We start from the raw sequence: 16,102 nt of genomic DNA, 5'->3' as shown, positions 1-16,102 counted from the left end.
TAGCCCGACGCTCATCCCCGGGGCCGGGTCGCCCCGGGGATGTCTTGGAAAGCCATGGCGAACTATATCCTCAAGCGCTTCCTCTCCCTGATCCCCACCTTCTTCGGGGCCACCTTCCTCGCCTTCCTCATCATCCAGATGGCCCCCGGGGACTACCTGACCCAGCTGGAGCTGGACCCTAAGGTCACCCCCGAAACCATTGCCCGGCTCCGCGCCCAGTTCGGCCTGGACCGCCCCTTCCACGAGCAGTACCTCCTCTGGATGCACAACCTCCTCCACCTCAACCTGGGCTACTCCTTCGCCTACCAGGCCCCGGTGCTGGAGATCGTCTGGCCCAGGGTCCTAAACTCCATGGTCCTGGTGGTTCCCTCCACGATCCTCCTCTTCCTCATCGCCGTGCCCGTGGGCGTCTACGGGGCTTTGCGCCAGTACTCCTTGGGGGACCGGGTGGTCTCCTTCCTCGCCTATTTGGGCCTCGCCATCCCCAACTTCTTCCTGGCCCTCATCCTCATGTACCTGGTGCTCCAGGTCTACTTCCGCACGGGGGTTATGGTCTTCCCAGTTTCGGGGATGACTTCCAGCGGGTTTGAGCAGTTCTCCTTCTGGCAAAAGGTGGTGGACGTGGCCTGGCACGCGGTTTTGCCCATCGTCGTCCTCACCACGAGCGACATCGCCGGGTTCTCCCGCATCATGCGGGGGCAGATGCTCGAGGCCCTCTCCCAGGACTACGTCCGCACCGCCCGGGCCAAGGGGCTTCCCGAGCGGGTGGTGGTGTACAAGCACGCCCTGAGGAACGCCGTCATCCCCATCGTGGCCAACATCGGCGGGATCCTGCCCACCTTGATCTCGGGAGCCGGCCTCGTGGAGGTGGTCATGGCCTGGCCCGGGATCACCCCCCTTCTCCTGGACGCCATCTCCCAGCAGGACCTCTACGTGGTCGCGGGCTTCCTCACCATGGGCTTGGTGCTCCTTATGATCGGCAACCTGCTTTCGGACCTGCTTCTCGCCTGGGTGGACCCCAGGATCCGCTACGAGTAGGAGGCTTATGGACGCCCTCGCGCCGAAGTCGGAAAGCCTCTTCCAGGTGGCCTGGGCCCAGTTCCGCAGGCACCGCCTGGCGGTCTGGGGCGGGCGCATCCTCCTGGTCCTTTACTTCGTAGCCGCCTTCGCCGGCTTTTTCAGCCCCTACGACCCCAACTACTACGAGCTCTACCCCCCGAAGGGGCATCACCCGCCCACGCGGATCCACTTCGTGGACCCGGAAACGGGGAGGCTTTCCCGTCCCTTCGTCTACGCCACCCGTCGCACCATTGACCCCGTTTCCCTCCAGCCCCGCTACGAGGAGGACCCGAGCCAGGGCAAGTTCTACATCCGCTTCTTCGTCCGCACGCCGGACCAGCCCTACACCGTCTTCCGCGTCTTCCGCGCGGACCTGCGCCTCTTCGGCGTGGACCCGCCGGGGAGGATCTTCCTCATGGGCACGGACAACTTTGGCCGGGACCTCTTCAGCCGCCTCGTCTATGGGGCCCAGGTGTCCTTGACCATCGGCATCCTCTCCGCCTTGGTCTCCTTCGCCCTCGGCCTCCTCCTTGGGGGGATCGCGGGGTTTTACGCCGGGCGGCCCTTCGTCCTCGCCCTTCCCCTTCGGGCCTGGCGGGGGCGGGGGCTTGTGCTCGGGCCCCTGTCCTGGCTCCTTTGGGGCGGGGTTGCGGCGGGGGCCTTGTACCTCGCCTGGACCTATATCCGCCTCACAGGGTTTGGCTTCTTCCAGGCCCTGGCCCTCCTTGCCGCCCTTTGGCTTGTGGGCTTCCTCGCCCTCACCTTGCCCTTTAGGCCCATCCAAGTGGACGTGGACAACCTCATCATGCGGCTTGTGGAGGTGATCGCCGCCATCCCCACCCTCTTCCTCCTCATCTCCTTGCGGGCCGTTTTCCCCACCAACGTGGACCCCCTCACCACCTTCTACCTGGTGGTGGGGCTTCTCGGCTTCATCGGCTGGGGTGGGCTCGCCCGGGTGGTGCGGGGGGTGGTGCTTTCGGTGCGGGAGCAGGACTACGTGCAGGCGGCCAGGGCCCTTGGGGCCTCGGACGGCAGGATCCTGGCCCGGCACGTTCTCCCGGCCACGGCGAGCTACGTCATCGTGAGCCTCTCCCTCACCATCCCCGGCTTCATCCTGGCCGAGTCGGGCCTGTCCTTCCTGGGCCTTGGGGTCACGGAGCCCTACACCAGCTGGGGCCTCCTCCTCCAGGCGGCCCAGCAGGGGGGGTTCGCCAGCTTCGTGGACCGCCCCTGGGTGCTCTGGCCGGGCTTCTTCATCTTCGTCTCCATCATGGCCTGGAACTTCGTGGGGGACGGCCTGAGGGACGCCTTTGACCCGAGGCGGCGGCGGTGAGGGTGTTTTCTTTGGGAGGGGCATGGCGTATAACGGATGAGGTGGACTCAGGGCACCGCCCGGAGGAAACGGCATGGACGAAAAGCGCCTTCTAGAGGTGAAGGACCTAAAGGTTCACTTCTTCACCGACGACGGTGTGGTGAAGGCGGTGGACGGGGTTTCCTTTCACGTGAACAGGGGGGAGACCCTGGCGGTTGTGGGGGAGTCGGGGAGCGGGAAGAGCGTGACCTCGTTGGCGATCATGCGGCTCATTCCCTCGCCGCCTGGGAGGATCGTGGGTGGGGAGATCTGGTTCCGCGGGAAGGACGGGAAGGTCCGGGACCTCACCAAGCTTTCCGAGGCGGAGATGCGGCGGATTCGCGGGAACGACATCGCCATGATCTTCCAGGAGCCCATGACCTCCCTGAACCCCGTGTACACGGTGGGGGACCAGATCGCGGAGGCGATCATGCTCCACCAGGGGAAGAGCCGCAAGGAGGCCATGGAGCTCGCCGCCCACATGCTGGAGCTGGTGGGGATTCCGGAGCCCAAGAAGCGGCTTAGCAACTACCCGCACCAGATGTCGGGGGGGATGCGGCAACGGGTGATGATCGCCATGGCCCTCTCCTGCAACCCCTCGCTCCTCATTGCGGACGAGCCCACCACGGCCTTGGACGTGACCATCCAGGCGCAGATCCTGGAGCTGATGAAGAAGCTCCAGGAGGAGATTGGGATGAGCATTCTCTTCATCACCCACAACCTTGGGGTGGTGGCGGAGATGGCGGACCGGGTGGTGGTGATGTACGCGGGCCGGGCGGTGGAGGAGTCGGACGTGGTGCCGCTTTTCCAGAGCCCGCTGCACCCGTACACGGAGGGGCTTTTGCACTCGGTGCCGCGGCTGGACCTGGCGGCGGAGCACCGGCAGCGGCTTGAGGCGATACCTGGGAACGTGCCGAACCCCTTGTACCTGCCGCCTGGGTGCGCCTTCCACCCGCGGTGCAAGTACTACGTGGAGGGGGTGTGCGATCGGGAGGTGCCGCCCTTGGAGGAGGCGGGGGAGGGCCGCCGGGTGAGGTGCGTGCGCTGGCGGGAGATCCGCAAGGGGGTGGGGGCGTGAGCGCGAACGGCGTCCTCGTGGAGGTGCGGGACCTAAAGAAGCACTTCCCCCTCCGGGGCGGGGTGCTTTCCCGGGTGGTGGCGAGCGTCAAGGCGGTGGACGGGGTGTCCTTCGCCATCCGGAGGGGGGAGGTGCTTGGGCTTGTGGGGGAGTCGGGGAGCGGGAAGACCACGGTGGGGCGCACGCTTCTCCGGCTGATTGAGCCCACGGGGGGTAGGATTTTCTTTGACGGGCAGGACATCACGGAGCTTCCCCGGGAGAAGCTCAGGCCCTTCCGGCGCCGGATGCAGATCATCTTCCAGGACCCCTTCAGCTCCCTGAACCCGCGGATGACCGTGGGGGACATCATCGCCGAGCCCCTCCTCATCCACGGGATCGGGAAGACCCCGAAGGAACGCATGGAGCGGGTGGCGGAGCTTTTGAAGCTCGTGGGGCTTTCCCCGGACCACATGCGCCGTTACCCCCACGAGTTCTCCGGGGGGCAGAGGCAAAGGATCGGGATCGCCCGCGCCCTGGCGGTGGCCCCAGAGTTCATCGTGGCGGACGAGCCGGTTTCCGCCCTGGACGTGTCCATCCAGGCGCAGGTGGTGAACCTCCTGCAGGACTTGAAGGAGGAGCTTGGCCTCACCCTGCTCTTCATCGCCCACGACCTGGCGGTGGTGGAGTACATCTCCGACCGGGTGGCGGTGATGTACCTGGGGAAGGTGATGGAGCTCGCCCCCGCCCGGGAGCTTTACCGCAACCCCAAGCACCCCTACACGGAGGCCCTGCTTTCGGCGGTGCCCATTCCCGACCCCACGGTGAAGCGGGAGCGGATCGTGCTCCAGGGGGACATTCCCTCGCCCATCAACCCGCCCTCGGGGTGCGTCTTCCGCACGCGGTGCCGCTACGCCCTGCCCGAGTGCGCCCAGGTGGTGCCCGAGCTCAAGGAGGTGGCCCCGGGCCACTACAAGGCCTGCATCCGGGACGACATCCTCTAGGGCCACCCCATCCCGGCGTAGCCGGGATGGGGGCCCCGGTAGGCCTGGGTCCTTTCGCCGTATACTGGCCCCATGCTGGTAAGGGACGTGATGAAGGGCCCCGTCCTCACCGTGGGGCCGGAGGTGACCCTCGAGGACGCCTACGGGCTCCTCCTGGAAAAGGGCATCCGCCACCTCCCCGTGGTGGCGGAGGGGAGGCTGGTGGGCATCATTACCGACCGGGACATCCGCCTGGCCACGAGCCACCTGAACCCCAAGGGGCCCTGCCCCGGGTGCACGCGGGTGGAGGAGGTGATGACCCGAGAGGTGGTCACCGCCCACCCCTTAGACCCCGTGGAGGAGGCGGCCCGGGTGATGCGGGAGCGGAAGATCGGGTGCCTGCCCGTCCTCGAGGACGGCGCCCTAGTGGGCATCGTCACGGGGATTGACCTCCTGGACGCCCTCCTCAGGCTCACCGGGGTCACGGAGCCCTCGGGCCGCCTGGAGGTGCGCCTGCCGGACCGGGTGGGGGAGCTTGCCCGCCTCACGGGGTTTCTGGCGGGGCGGGGGGTGAACATCCACTCCCTCCTCTCCTACCCGGAGGAGGGGGAGTTCGTGCGGGCGGTGGTGCGGGTGAACACCCTGGAGACCCACCCCCTGGCGGAGGCCCTGCGCCGGGAGGGGTTTGACGTCCTCTGGCCCCCCAAAAAGCCATGGTGATCTACCGGGAGGAGTACCGCCTCTACAACTTCGGGCCCGACCATCCCTTCAGCCCGGTGCGCCTGGAGATGCTCACCTCCCTCCTCCAGGCCCTCGGGGTGTGGCGGGCGCCCCTTAGCCCCCCTGAGGCCTCGAGGGAGGAGGTGCTTTGGGTCCACTCCGAGCGCCTGGTGAGGCGGGTGGAGGCGGCAAGCCGGGGGGAGCTTTCCCCCGACCTGGAGCACTACGGCCTGGGCACGGGGGATACCCCCGTCTTCCCCGGCATGGACCGGGCGGCCCGGGTCCTGGTGGGGGGGACCCTGGAGGGGGCGAGAAGGATTTTGGCCGGGGAGAGGCGGGTCTTGCAGCTGGGCGGGGGCCTCCACCACGCCCAGTACGACCGGGCCTCGGGGTTTTGCGTCTACAACGACCTCTCCGTGGCCATCCGCCACATGACCCGGGCCGGGCTCCGCGTGGCCTACGTGGACATTGACGTCCACCACGGGGACGGGGTGCAGTGGATCCACTACGAGGAGGGGGAGGTCCTCACCCTAAGCCTCCACGAGTCGGGACGCTACCTCTTTCCCGGCACAGGGCACGTCTACGAGATCGGCCGGGGGGCGGGCCTGGGGAAGAAGCTCAACCTCCCCCTGGAGCCCTTCACCGAGGACGAGAGCTACCTCGAGGTCTTCCAGGCCCTGGTGCCCTGGGCCCTAAAGGCCTTCCGCCCCGACGTCCTCGTGGTCCAGGCGGGGGCGGACGCCCACTACCTGGACCCCTTGGCCGACCTCCTCCTCACCACCCGGGCCTACGAGCGGCTTTTCCGCCTCCTCCTGGAGTACGCCGAGGCCTACGCCGGAGGGAGGGTCCTCTTCACCTTGGGGGGCGGGTACAGCCTGGATGCGGCGGTCAGGGTCTGGGCCCTTCTCTACCACGTCTTCCACGGCCTTCCCCTCCCCGAGCGCCTTCCCGAGGGGTGGCTTAGCACCTGGGAAGCGCGGCTCGGCAAGCCCCTCACCCCCACCCTCCACGACCCCGAAGGGGCCTATCCGGAGATTCCCAGGCGGGAGGAGATCGCGAAGCGGAACCGCCTGACCTTGCAGCGGCTCACGGAGCTCGTGGCCCCCCACCTGCTACACTAGCGGGGTGAGGGTCGTTCTGCGCCTGCCCGAGCGCAAGGAGGTGGAGGTCAAGGGGAACCGGCCCCTGAGGCAGGTCCTGGAGGAGCTCGGCCTGAACCCGGAGACCGTGGTGGCGGTGCGGGGCGAGGAGCTCCTCACCCTGGAGGATGAGGTGCGCGAGGAGGACACCATAGAGGTCCTCTCCGCCATCTCGGGAGGGTAACGTGGTCTGCAAGGTCTGTGGCCAAAAGGCCCAGGTGGAGATGAAGTCCCGGGGGCTCGCCCTCTGCCGGGAGCACTACCTGGACTGGTTCGTCAAGGAGACGGAGAGGGCCATCCGCCGCCACCGGATGCTCCTCCCCGGGGAGAGGGTTTTGGTGGCGGTCTCGGGGGGGAAGGACTCCCTGGCCCTTTGGGACGTGCTAAGCCGCCTGGGCTACCAGGCCGTGGGGCTCCACATTGAGCTCGGCATCGGGGAGTACTCCAAGAGGAGCCTCGAGGTCACCCAGGCCTTCGCCCGGGAAAGGGGCCTGGAGCTATGGGTGGTGGACCTGAAGGAGGCCTACGGCTTCGGGGTCCCCGAGCTCGCCCGGCTTTCCGGGCGGGTGGCCTGCTCCGCCTGCGGGCTTTCCAAGCGCTACATCCTCAACCAGGTGGCGGTGGAGGAGGGCTTCCGCGTGGTGGCCACGGGCCACAACCTGGACGATGAGGCCGCCGTCCTCTTCGGGAACCTCCTGAACCCCCAGGAGGAAACCCTTTCCCGCCAGGGGCCCGTCCTGCCGGAAAAGCCCGGCCTCGCCGCCCGGGTCAAGCCCTTCTACCGCTTTAGCGAGAGAGAGGTCCTCTCCTACACCCTCCTTAGGGGGATCCGCTACCTCCACGAGGAGTGCCCGAACGCCAAGGGGGCGAAGAGCCTCCTCTACAAGGAGGCCCTGAACCTGGTGGAGAAGGAGATGCCCGGGGCCAAGCTCCGCTTCCTCGAGGGCTTCCTGGAGAAGATCAAGCCTCGCCTGCAGCCCGGGGAGGAGGTGGCCCTGAGGGAGTGCGAGCGGTGCGGCTACCCCACCACGGGGGCGGTGTGCGCCTTCTGCCGCATGTGGGACGCCGTCTACCGGCGGGCCAAGAAGCGGAAACTCCTGCCGGAGGAGGCCCGCTTCCGGCCACGGGTGGAGCCCCTCCGTGTCGGTTAAGCCCGGGGTGTGCCGCCCCTACAAAGGGGGGGCCTTACCGGGTCCTCTTCCTGGTCCGCCCCTCGGAGACGGGGGAACCCCTCGCGGTCTACGGGGAGCGGGGGCTTTGGGCGCGGCCCCTTTCCCTCTGGCTCGCCAAGGCGGTGGTGGAGGGGCGGGAGGTTCCCCGTTTCCACCCTCTGGAAGAGCTTCCAGGCCCGGGTGTAGACTGAGGCCATGTGGTGGAAAGAAGCGGTCATCTACCAGGTTTACCCCCGGAGCTTCCAGGACACGAACGGGGACGGGGTGGGGGACCTCGAGGGGGTGCGCAGGCGGCTTCCCTACCTCAAGTCCTTGGGGGTGGACGCCCTCTGGCTTTCCCCCTTCTACAAAAGCCCCATGAAGGACTTCGGCTACGACGTGGCCGACCACTGCGACGTGGACCCCATCTTCGGGACCCTTCAGGACTTTGACCGGCTCCTAGAGGAGGCCCACGCCCTAGGGCTTAGGGTCCTCGTGGACCTGGTGCCGAACCACACCTCCAGCGAGCACCCCTGGTTCTTGGAGTCCCGCGCCTCCCGGAATAGCCCCAAACGGGACTGGTACATCTGGAAAGACCCCGCTCCGGACGGCGGCCCCCCCAACAACTGGCAGAGCTTCTTCGGCGGCCCCGCCTGGACCCTGGACGAGGCGACGGGCCAGTACTACCTCCACCAGTTCCTCCCCGAGCAGCCCGACCTCAACTGGCGAAACCCCGAGGTGCGGGAGGCCATTTACGAGGTGATGCGCTTCTGGCTCAGGCGCGGGGTGGACGGCTTCCGGGTGGACGTCCTCTGGCTTCTCGCCGAGGACCTCCTCTTTCGGGATGAGCCCGGAAACCCCGACTGGCGCCCGGGCATGTGGGACCGGGGCCGCCACCTCCACATCTTCACCGAGGACCAGCCGGAGACCTACGCCTACGTGCGGGAGATGCGCCAGGTCCTGGACGAGTTCTCCGAGCCCGGGCGGGAGCGGGTGATGGTGGGGGAGATCTACCTTCCCTACCCCCAGCTCGTGCGCTACTACCAGGCCGGGTGCCACCTGCCCTTCAACTTCCACCTCATCTTCCGGGGGCTTCCCGACTGGAGGCCCGAGAACCTGGCCCGCATCGTGGAGGAGTACGAGAGCCTCCTCACCCGCTGGGACTGGCCCAACTGGGTCCTCGGCAACCACGACCAGCCCCGTCTCGCCTCCCGCCTGGGGGAGGCCCAGGCCCGGGTCGCGGCCATGCTCCTTTTCACCTTGAGGGGTACCCCCACCTGGTACTACGGGGACGAGATCGGGATGAAGAACGGGGAGATCCCCCCGGAGAGGGTGCAAGACCCCGCCGCCCTCCGCCAGAAGGACCGCCTGGGGGAGCACAACCTGCCCCCGGGCCGGGACCCCGAGCGGACCCCCATGCAGTGGGACGACACCCCCTTCGCGGGCTTTTCCACCGTGGAGCCCTGGCTTCCCGTGAACCCCGACTACAAGACCCGGAACGTGGCCGCCCAGGAGCAAGATCCCCGCTCCATGCTCCACCTGGTGCGCCGCCTCATCGCCTTGAGGAAGGACCCCGACCTCCTCTACGGGGCCTACCGCACCTACCGGGCGAGGGAGGGGGTCTACGCCTACCTCCGGGGGGAGGGGTGGCTTGTGGCCTTGAACCTCACGGAGAAGGAGAAGGCCCTGGAGCTGCCGCGCGGGGGGAGGGTGGTCCTCTCCACCCACCTGGACCGGGAGGAAAGGGTGGGGGAAAGGCTCTTCTTGCGCCCGGACGAGGGCGTGGTGGTGCGGCTAGACTAGGGGCGTGGACCCCTTTGCCTCCTTGGCCGAGGTCTACGAGGCCTGGTACGAGACCCCCTTGGGGGCCTACGTCATCGCCGAGGAGGAGAGGGCCCTAAAGGGGCTCCTGCCCCCCGGGGAAAGCCTCCTCGAGGTGGGCGCGGGGACGGGGTACTGGCTCAGGCGCCTTCCCTATCCCCAAAAGGTGGGGGTGGAGCCCTCCGAGGCCATGCTCGCCGTGGGGAGGAAGCGGGCCCCCGAGGCCACCTGGGTGCGGGCTTGGGGCGAGGCCCTGCCCTTTCCCGACGGGAGCTTTGACGTGGTCCTCCTCTTCACCGCCCTGGAGTTCGTGGAGGACGTGGGGCGGGTCCTCCTCGAGGCCCGGCGCGTCCTCCGTCCGGGCGGGGCCCTTGTGGTGGGGGTCCTGGAGGCCCTCTCCCCCTGGGCCGCCCTCTACCGGAGGCTTGGGGAGAGGGGCGTCCTCCCCTGGACCCAGGCCCGCTTCCTCGCCCGGGAGGACCTGAAGGCCCTCCTGGGGCCTCCGGAGGCGGAAGGGGAAGCGGTGTTTCTTGCCCCCGAGGCTAAGCCCCCCTACGAGGAGGCGGACCTTGCGGGAAGGCGCGCGGGGAACCGCCCCGCCCTATACTTGGGGAGATGGCGGTGAAGGCCCTCTTCGCCCTCTACCCCCTCCTCCAGGGGGACTATAGGGCGGTGGAAAAAGCCCTTCTGGCCCTGGAGGAAAGCGGGGCGACTTACCGCGTCTTCCCCACCCACTCGGAGGTTTCCGGGGAGGAGGAGGAGGTCTTCCTCACCCTGCAAAGGGCCTTCCGGAAGGCGGCGGAGGAGGGGGCGTTGGTGATGTGGGCCCTCCTTACCAACGCCTGCGAGGCAGGGGACCCCTTCCGCAGGGAGGAAAGGCTTAGCCGCTTTCCCCCCTTGGAGATCGCCCAAAAGGTCCTGGAGGGCCTGGAGGCGAAAAGCGTCTTGGACCTCGGCACCGGCACCGGGGTCTTCGCCGAGGCCTTCGCCGCCTTGGGCCTCTTCGCCGTGGGCCTGGACCCCAGGGCGGACCGCCTGGAGGTGGCCCGGGCCAAGGTGAAGGGGGCCCGGTTCGTGGAGGGGCGGGCCGAGGCCCTGCCCTTCCCCGACGGGAGCTTTGACCTCGCCTTCTTCGGCCTCGCCCTCCACCACCTGGACCCCATCCCCGCCCTCCGGGAGGCCTCCCGGGTGGCCCGGCGCGTGGCCGTCTTGGAGTGGCCCTATCGGGAAGAGGAGGTGGGGCCGCCCCTTGGGCGGAGGTTCTCCTTGGAAGCCCTGGAGGCCCTCTTCCGGGAGGCCTTGGGAAGCCCGCCCCGCTTTCTTTTGGAGGAGGGGTACGTCCTCGCCCTTTGGGACAAAAGGTAAAGGCCCCCGGAGGGGCCTTTTGGTGCCGGGGGCGGGACTCGAACCCGCACGTCCTTGCGGACAGCAGATTTTGAGTCTGCCGCGTCTACCGATTCCGCCACCCCGGCGGACGCACCCTAAGGATAAGGCCAAGGAGGAAGATGGTCAACGCCAGGCCCACCGCCCAGTCCCCGAAGCGGGCGTAGGGGGTGAGGCCCGTCCTTAAAGCGTAGGGGGCGAGGAGGAAGCCCTCTTGGTGGGGCGGGATTTCCGCCACCACCCGGCCGAAGGGGTCTATGGCCGCGGTGACCCCGTCGTTCCCCGCCCTGAGGAGCCAGCGCCCCGTCTCCACCGCCCTTAGGCGCCCCAGGGCGAAGTGCTGCCTCCCCCCGAAGGAGGGGCCGAACCAGGCGTCGTTGGTGAGGAGGACGAGGACCTCGGCCCCTCCCTGCGCCAGGCTTCGGGCCACGGAGGGAAAGACGGACTCGTAGCAGATGAGGACGCCGTAGGGCCCGATGGGGGCCACCTTCTCCCCGGGGACGCGGTCGGCGAGGTCCCCAAGCCCCATGGCCCGGAAGAAGAAGGCGTAGACCCCCCCTAAGGCCTCCCGGAAGGGGAAGCGCTCCCCGAAGGGGACGAGGCGGGTCTTGTCGTAGTGGCCGAGGAGCTCGCCCTCCCGGTAGAGCACCGCCCGGTTGGGGCCGAGGAGGTTGAGCCCGGTGAGGAGGGGACGGCCCTGGAGGAGGGCCTCTGCCTCCTGGGGAATCCGCCAGACCGCCGTCTCGGGCCAGACCACGAGGTCCGCCTCGGGGTGGGCCCGAAGCCCCGCCTCGGTGAGCCTGAGGTAGACCGCCTCGTCCAAATCCCCCTGGAACTTCCTCAAGGGGTTGATGTTCCCCTGGACCAAGAGGGCCTTGCCCTCGGGGTGCGCCTCGGGGAGGGGAAGGAGCCAGAGGAGGGCCCAAGGGAAGAGGACCCAAGGCCGCCTCGCCCTTAGGCCGTAGGCCATGAGGAGGACGAGGAGGGAGAGGAGGTAGACCCCGCCCCAGGCGGCGAGGATGCGGCCCGGGGCCTCCACCAGGGCGTAGCCCAGAAACCCCCAGGGGAAGGCGAGCTCCCCTTGCTCGGTGAGCCACTCCAGGAGGACCCACCCCCCGAGGCGCATGGGGGCGTTGGGGGTGAGGGCGAAGAGGAGGCCGAAGGAGAGGGCCTTGACGAGGACGAGGGGCAAAAAGGGCACCGCCCCCCAGGGCCCGAAGTTCTGGGCGAAGCTTTGGGGAAGCCAGACCAGGTGGAGCCCCCAGAACCCGAGGCCCGCCCAGAACCCCTCCCGGAAGCCCCCCTTGAGGAGGAAGGCGAGGACGAAGGGGGCGAGGAAGCCCAGGGGAAAGGGGGGGAGGGTGAGGGCGAGGAGGAGGCCCAAGGCCAAGGCCCGCACCCTTCCACCATAAGGGCTTGGCGGGCCTTTTTCACCGGGTTTTGACGGCGGAGGTGGGAGAATGGGGCCATGCGCCTTGGGGTCCTCTCGGACATCCACGCCAACCTCCCCGCCCTCGAGGCCGCCCTGGAGGCCCTACGGGCCGAGGGGGTGGACGAGGTCCTGGTCCTCGGGGACCTGGTGGGCTACGGGCCCCACCCTAGGCAGGTGATCCACCGGATCTGGGAGGAAGGGCTTGCCGCCATCGCCGGGGCCTGGGACCTAAGGGTGGCCTACCCCCTCCCCGAGCCCCTGCCCGAGGGGGTGGGGAAGGCCACCCTGGAGTGGACGCGGGCGCAGCTTGGGGAGAAGGAGCTCGCCTACCTCCGCAGCCTCAGGCTCTCCCACCGCAGGGCCTACGGGGGGAGGCGCCTCGTGGCCTTTCACGGGATGCCGGGGGACCCCGAGGCCCGGCCCGACCTCCTGGGGGAGGCCAAGGCGTTCCTCGCCCTCCTGGAGCGCTACGGGGCGGAGGTTCTCCTCCTTGGGGGGCGGCACCTGCCCCTGGCCAGGCGGGTGGGGGCGGGCCTCGTGGCCGACCCCGGGAGCGTGGGCCTAAGCCTCACCGGGGAGCACGGGGCGGACGTCATGGTGCTGGACACAGAGACCCTCGAGACCCGCTTCCTTAAAGTGGCCTACGACCTAGGCCCCCTCCTCTTTGACCTCCGGGCCTGGGGGCTTCCTCCCATCTTGGAGAAGGTCTACCGCACCGGGCGCTTCCCCCAGCAGGGCTAACGCCTCGGCCCGCACCGCGGGCTCGGGGTCCTGCAAAAACCCCTCCACCCCCCTCCCGGCCCGGAAGAGGGCGTGGAGGGCGGTGCGCCGCACCAGGGGGCTCGGGTCCTTGGCCGCTTCCAGGAAGAGGGCCTCCCCCAGGCCCAGGTTGAAGAGGACGATGAGGGCGTTCCGGGCCAGGCGGGGCCTTCCCGCCCGGAGGAAGGCGGTGCCCGCGTACTTCCTCCCGAAGGCCCGCCCCGAGAGGCGGAAGAAGTCCAGAAGGTCCGGGTGGGCGAGCTCGGGCTCGGGCCTTAAGGCCTTCCAGACTTTGCCGAACCGCTCCCAGGGGCAGGCCTCCCCGCAGAGGTCGCAGCCGAAAAGCCACTCCCCAATCCCCGGCCAGAGGGAGGGGGGGATAAAGCCCTTGTGCTCAATGGTCAGGTAGCTCACGCACCGCCTGGCGTCCAGGGTGCCGTCCCCGAGGAGGGCTTCCGTGGGGCAGGCCATAAGGCAGCGGGCGCAGCGGCCGCAGCGGCTAGGGTGGAGGGGGGCGGGCTCCACCTCCAGGGAGGTGAGGAGGACGCCGATAAAGGCGTGGACCCCAAAGGCCTGGGAGAGGAAGTAGCCGCTTTTCCCGATCCAGCCCGCCCCGGAGAGGGCGGCGAGGGTGCGCTCGGGCAGGGGCCCGTGGTCCACGTAGCCCTTGGCCTCGAGGCCGAGGCCCCTCGCCACCTCCTCCAGGGCCTTGAGCGCCTCCCCCAGGACCAGGTGGTAGTCCCGCGCCCAGGCGTAGCGGGCGACCCGGCCCACCCGGAGGCCCCCAGGGGGGGTCCCGGGGTCGGGGTAGGCGTAGGGGGCGAAGAGGAGGAGGGCGCTTTTTGCCCAGGGGAAGCGCCTTTTAGGGTGGAAGCGCTCCGGGGACTCCAGGTAGGCCATCCCCCCGTGGCGGCCCGCCTCCAGCCAGGCCCGGTGGCGGGCCTCGGCCTTTGGGGGCAGGTCCAGGGGGGCCCAGGCGAAGAGGAGGCCGAGCGCCCGCGCCCGTTCCTCCAGGAGGTCCTTCACCACAGGGTCTCCACGCCGAAGGTGTGGAAGGCGCGGTCGGTGGTGAGGAGGACGAGGCCTTCCACCAGGCTCTGGGCGGCCAGGATGCGGTCAAAGGGGTCCCGGTGCTCCCCGGGAAGCCTTCCCGCCAGGAGGGCGTGGGCGAGCCTTATGGGAAGCTCCTCGGCCCCCAGGCGGGAGAGGTGGCCTTCCAGGCCCTCCAAGACCGCCTCGGCGCCGGAAAGCTTCCCGAGGCGGTGCTTGGTGGCCATCTCCCAGGCGCTGGCCGAGGAGACGAGAAGGGGGGTGTCGGGGTCCTCCAAAAGGGACCGGACCCTGGGGCTCAGCCGCTCGGGTTCCGTGAGGGCCCAGATGAGGACGTGGGTGTCTAGGAGGTAGCGCCTTCCCACAGGGCGAGCTCCTCCTCGGGAAGGGGTTCAAAGAAGCTCTCGGGTAGCCTCCCCGGGACAAACCCCAGGGGGCGCTTCCCCTTGCGGTAGGGGACGAGCCTGGCCACAGGGGTTTTGCCCCTCAGGATCACCACCTCCTCCCCCTCCTCCACGGCCTTCAGGAGGCGGGAGAGGTGGGTCTTGGCCTGGTGCACGGTGAAGGCCTTCACGGACTTAGCTTAGCAAGCTTAGCTAACAAAGCGCAAGGGGTATAATCCCCCACATGGAGGCCTTAAAGATCGCCCTCTTGGGGGGCGGCACCGTGGGGAGCGCCTTCTACAACCTCGTGTTGGAGCGGGCGGAAGAGCTTTCCGCTTTCGGGGTCGTCCCCCGCTTCCTGGGCGTCTTGGTGCGGGACCCGAAGAAGCCCAGGGCCATCCCTAAGGAACTCCTTCGCGCCGAGCCCTTTGACCTCCTGGAGGCCGACTTGGTGGTGGAGGCCATGGGGGGGGTGGAGGCCCCCCTTAGGCTCGTCCTCCCCGCCCTCGAGGCCGGCATCCCCCTCATCACCGCCAACAAGGCCCTCCTCGCCGAGGCCTGGGAGTCCTTAAGGCCCTTCGCCGAGGAAGGGCTCATCTACTGCGAGGCCAGCGTCATGGCGGGCACCCCCGCCCTCTCCTTCCTGGAGACCCTGAGGGGAAGCGAGCCCTTGGAGCTCCACGGCATCCTGAACGGCACCACCCTCTACATCCTCCAGGAGATGGAGAAGGGCCGGACCTACGCCGAGGCTTTGGCCGAGGCCCAGCGCCTGGGCTACGCCGAGGCCGACCCCACCTTGGACGTGGAGGGGATAGACGCCGCCCACAAGCTCACCCTCCTCGCCCGGCTCCTCGTGGACCCCGGCTTCCCCTTCGCCGGGGTGGAGGCCCAAGGCATCGCCCGCCTCACCCCAAAGGCCCTGAAGGAGGCCGAGGCCCGGGGGGAGAGGGTGCGCCTCGTGGCGAGCCTCTTCGGGGAAGGGGGGAGGTGGCGGGCGGTGGTGGCCCCAAGGCGCCTTCCCCAGGACCACCCCTTGGCGAGGGCCCGGGGCAACGCCCTCTGGGTCAGGGCCAGGCCTTTGGGGGAGGCCTTCGTCACGGGGCCCGGGGCGGGGGGCGGGGCCACGGCGAGCGGGCTTTTCGCTGACCTCCTCCGCTTCCTCTCCGGGGCCCCGGGGCACCTCCCCGCCCCCCGGGCAAGGCCCCCTTTGGAGGAGGGAAGCCCCTGGCCGGGGGTAGAATGAGGGCGTGCCCCTTCTGGACCTCCTGCGCCCCGTGAGCGATGAGGAGCTCCGCCTCCTTTCCGAGAGCAACCCGGGCTGGCAGTTTGAGCGCCTGGCCGACGGGAGGCTAGCCGTGTCCCTCACGGGCGGGGAAAGCGGGCGGATGAGCGCCGCCGTCCTTGGCCAGCTTTACCGCTGGAACGAGGCGCGGGGCCTGGGGGTGGTCTTTGACGCCTCCACGGGGTTCAAACTCCCCGACGGCTCGGTCCTCGCTCCGGACGCCGCTTTCCTCCTGGGCGAGAGGTGGCAGGCCCTCTCCCAAGAGGCGCGGGAAGGGTTTCCTCCCCTGGCCCCGGACGCGGTGTTTGAGGTGCGCTCCAGAAGCCAGGGCCTCGAGGAGCTCCGGCAGAAGGCGGCCTGGTATCTGGCGAACGGGGTGCCCCTCGTGGTCCTCCTGGACCCTTACCTCCACCGGGTGGAGGCCTTCCGCCCGGAAGGGGTGGAGGGCCACCAGGGGCCGGAACGGGTGCCCTTAGACCCCGAGCTTCCCGGCTTCGTCCTGGAGACCCGGGGCCTTTTCCTCCCTTGACGGCGA

Annotated in this window: 19 protein-coding genes and 1 tRNA gene; 15 read left to right on the top strand and 5 right to left on the bottom strand. The window is 69.0% G+C overall.

What is annotated here, in order from left to right; all coding sequences use genetic code 11:
• The first annotated feature begins 54 nt into the window (after positions 1 to 54).
• The 12 genes from TthTMY_RS08775 (at position 55) to TthTMY_RS08720 (ending at position 10,643) form a co-directional block, all read left to right on the top strand.
• On the top strand, positions 55 to 1,038 hold the full coding sequence (locus tag TthTMY_RS08775) for an ABC transporter permease (RefSeq protein ID WP_172844636.1): 984 nt from the start codon (positions 55 to 57) through the stop codon (positions 1,036 to 1,038).
• Positions 1,039 to 1,045: 7 nt separating this feature from the next.
• Positions 1,046 to 2,392, top strand: a complete 1,347-nt coding sequence (locus TthTMY_RS08770) for an ABC transporter permease (RefSeq protein ID WP_096410985.1) — start codon at positions 1,046 to 1,048, stop codon at positions 2,390 to 2,392.
• Positions 2,393 to 2,465: 73 nt separating this feature from the next.
• Positions 2,466 to 3,488 (top strand): ABC transporter ATP-binding protein, encoded by a 1,023-nt coding sequence (locus TthTMY_RS08765; RefSeq protein ID WP_096410984.1) that lies wholly within the window; start codon positions 2,466 to 2,468, stop codon positions 3,486 to 3,488.
• Complete coding sequence (locus TthTMY_RS08760; protein WP_096410983.1) at positions 3,485 to 4,468, top strand: ABC transporter ATP-binding protein; 984 nt, start codon at positions 3,485 to 3,487, stop codon at positions 4,466 to 4,468. The genes TthTMY_RS08765 and TthTMY_RS08760 overlap by 4 nt, the downstream gene beginning before the upstream one ends.
• A 72-nt stretch (positions 4,469 to 4,540) precedes the next feature.
• Positions 4,541 to 5,167 (top strand): acetoin utilization AcuB family protein, encoded by a 627-nt coding sequence (locus TthTMY_RS08755; RefSeq protein WP_096410982.1) that lies wholly within the window; start codon positions 4,541 to 4,543, stop codon positions 5,165 to 5,167.
• Positions 5,161 to 6,288: an acetoin utilization protein AcuC gene (locus TthTMY_RS08750; RefSeq protein ID WP_223903197.1), complete on the top strand. Its 1,128-nt coding sequence runs from the start codon at positions 5,161 to 5,163 to the stop codon at positions 6,286 to 6,288. Before TthTMY_RS08755 ends, TthTMY_RS08750 begins: the two co-directional genes overlap by 7 nt.
• Positions 6,289 to 6,292: 4 nt before the next feature.
• On the top strand, positions 6,293 to 6,490 hold the full coding sequence (gene ttuB, locus TthTMY_RS08745) for a sulfur carrier protein TtuB (RefSeq protein WP_096410981.1): 198 nt from the start codon (positions 6,293 to 6,295) through the stop codon (positions 6,488 to 6,490).
• 1 nt (position 6,491) lies between these two features.
• The gene (ttuA, locus tag TthTMY_RS08740) at positions 6,492 to 7,457 is read left to right on the top strand and encodes a tRNA-5-methyluridine(54) 2-sulfurtransferase (protein WP_096410980.1); all 966 of its coding nucleotides are present in this window, start codon (positions 6,492 to 6,494) and stop codon (positions 7,455 to 7,457) included.
• The gene (locus TthTMY_RS08735; protein ID WP_324615469.1) at positions 7,346 to 7,669 is read left to right on the top strand and encodes a DUF1653 domain-containing protein; all 324 of its coding nucleotides are present in this window, start codon (positions 7,346 to 7,348) and stop codon (positions 7,667 to 7,669) included. Before ttuA ends, TthTMY_RS08735 begins: the two co-directional genes overlap by 112 nt.
• Before the next feature lie 4 nt (positions 7,670 to 7,673).
• A complete protein-coding gene (locus tag TthTMY_RS08730) occupies positions 7,674 to 9,260 on the top strand; it encodes an alpha-amylase family glycosyl hydrolase (RefSeq protein ID WP_096410978.1) in 1,587 nt (528 codons plus the stop codon).
• Between the two features lie 4 nt (positions 9,261 to 9,264).
• Positions 9,265 to 9,903, top strand: coding sequence for a class I SAM-dependent methyltransferase (locus TthTMY_RS08725; RefSeq protein WP_096410977.1), 639 nt, complete (start codon positions 9,265 to 9,267; stop codon positions 9,901 to 9,903).
• Positions 9,894 to 10,643, top strand: coding sequence for a class I SAM-dependent methyltransferase (locus tag TthTMY_RS08720; RefSeq protein ID WP_096410976.1), 750 nt, complete (start codon positions 9,894 to 9,896; stop codon positions 10,641 to 10,643). The genes TthTMY_RS08725 and TthTMY_RS08720 overlap by 10 nt, the downstream gene beginning before the upstream one ends.
• A 20-nt stretch (positions 10,644 to 10,663) precedes the next feature.
• Here TthTMY_RS08720 and TthTMY_RS08715 read toward each other — a convergent pair.
• Positions 10,664 to 10,750, bottom strand: a tRNA-Leu gene (locus TthTMY_RS08715).
• Positions 10,729 to 12,060, bottom strand: a complete 1,332-nt coding sequence (lnt, locus tag TthTMY_RS08710; RefSeq protein WP_223903196.1) for an apolipoprotein N-acyltransferase — start codon at positions 12,058 to 12,060, stop codon at positions 10,729 to 10,731. The genes TthTMY_RS08715 and lnt overlap by 22 nt, the downstream gene beginning before the upstream one ends.
• 69 nt (positions 12,061 to 12,129) lie before the next feature.
• Between lnt and TthTMY_RS08705 the strand changes: the two genes are divergently transcribed.
• Entirely contained in the window at positions 12,130 to 12,834 is a 705-nt protein-coding gene (locus TthTMY_RS08705; protein ID WP_096412986.1) for a metallophosphoesterase family protein, read from the top strand.
• Here TthTMY_RS08705 and queG read toward each other — a convergent pair.
• Genes queG through TthTMY_RS08690 form a run of 3 tightly spaced genes read right to left on the bottom strand, consistent with a single transcriptional unit; the run spans position 12,742 to position 14,476 of the window.
• The gene (gene queG / locus TthTMY_RS08700; RefSeq protein WP_096410975.1) at positions 12,742 to 13,881 is read right to left on the bottom strand and encodes a tRNA epoxyqueuosine(34) reductase QueG; all 1,140 of its coding nucleotides are present in this window, start codon (positions 13,879 to 13,881) and stop codon (positions 12,742 to 12,744) included. The two genes, TthTMY_RS08705 and queG, sit on opposite strands and share 93 nt — an antisense overlap.
• A complete protein-coding gene (locus TthTMY_RS08695; protein WP_096410974.1) occupies positions 13,875 to 14,267 on the bottom strand; it encodes a type II toxin-antitoxin system VapC family toxin in 393 nt (130 codons plus the stop codon). Before TthTMY_RS08695 ends, queG begins: the two co-directional genes overlap by 7 nt.
• Positions 14,246 to 14,476 (bottom strand): type II toxin-antitoxin system Phd/YefM family antitoxin, encoded by a 231-nt coding sequence (locus TthTMY_RS08690; RefSeq protein ID WP_008631765.1) that lies wholly within the window; start codon positions 14,474 to 14,476, stop codon positions 14,246 to 14,248. The genes TthTMY_RS08695 and TthTMY_RS08690 overlap by 22 nt, the downstream gene beginning before the upstream one ends.
• A 53-nt stretch (positions 14,477 to 14,529) precedes the next feature.
• On the opposite strand from TthTMY_RS08690, the gene TthTMY_RS08685 reads away from it, so the two are divergent.
• Complete coding sequence (locus TthTMY_RS08685; protein WP_096410973.1) at positions 14,530 to 15,528, top strand: homoserine dehydrogenase; 999 nt, start codon at positions 14,530 to 14,532, stop codon at positions 15,526 to 15,528.
• A 4-nt stretch (positions 15,529 to 15,532) separates the two neighbouring features.
• The gene (locus tag TthTMY_RS08680; protein ID WP_096410972.1) at positions 15,533 to 16,096 is read left to right on the top strand and encodes a Uma2 family endonuclease; all 564 of its coding nucleotides are present in this window, start codon (positions 15,533 to 15,535) and stop codon (positions 16,094 to 16,096) included.
• The last annotated feature ends 6 nt before the right edge of the window (positions 16,097 to 16,102 follow it).

The sequence above is a fragment of the Thermus thermophilus genome, from assembly GCF_019974155.1.
GTDB lineage: Bacteria > Deinococcota > Deinococci > Deinococcales > Thermaceae > Thermus > Thermus thermophilus_C.
This window is presented reverse-complemented; position numbering and strand designations above follow the sequence as displayed.

What these genes read in the sequence shown, in the direction of transcription:
- TthTMY_RS08775 (WP_172844636.1), top strand. Translation starts at nt 55, where the DNA reads ATGGCGAACTATATCCTCAAGCGCTTCCTCTCCCTGATCCCCACCTTC.
- TthTMY_RS08770 (WP_096410985.1), top strand. Translation starts at nt 1,046, where the DNA reads ATGGACGCCCTCGCGCCGAAGTCGGAAAGCCTCTTCCAGGTGGCCTGG.
- TthTMY_RS08765 (WP_096410984.1), top strand. Translation starts at nt 2,466, where the DNA reads ATGGACGAAAAGCGCCTTCTAGAGGTGAAGGACCTAAAGGTTCACTTC.
- TthTMY_RS08755 (WP_096410982.1), top strand. Translation starts at nt 4,541, where the DNA reads ATGCTGGTAAGGGACGTGATGAAGGGCCCCGTCCTCACCGTGGGGCCG.
- TthTMY_RS08750 (WP_223903197.1), top strand. Translation starts at nt 5,161, where the DNA reads ATGGTGATCTACCGGGAGGAGTACCGCCTCTACAACTTCGGGCCCGAC.
- TthTMY_RS08730 (WP_096410978.1), top strand. Translation starts at nt 7,674, where the DNA reads ATGTGGTGGAAAGAAGCGGTCATCTACCAGGTTTACCCCCGGAGCTTC.
- TthTMY_RS08720 (WP_096410976.1), top strand. Translation starts at nt 9,894, where the DNA reads ATGGCGGTGAAGGCCCTCTTCGCCCTCTACCCCCTCCTCCAGGGGGAC.
- TthTMY_RS08705 (WP_096412986.1), top strand. Translation starts at nt 12,130, where the DNA reads ATGCGCCTTGGGGTCCTCTCGGACATCCACGCCAACCTCCCCGCCCTC.
- TthTMY_RS08685 (WP_096410973.1), top strand. Translation starts at nt 14,530, where the DNA reads ATGGAGGCCTTAAAGATCGCCCTCTTGGGGGGCGGCACCGTGGGGAGC.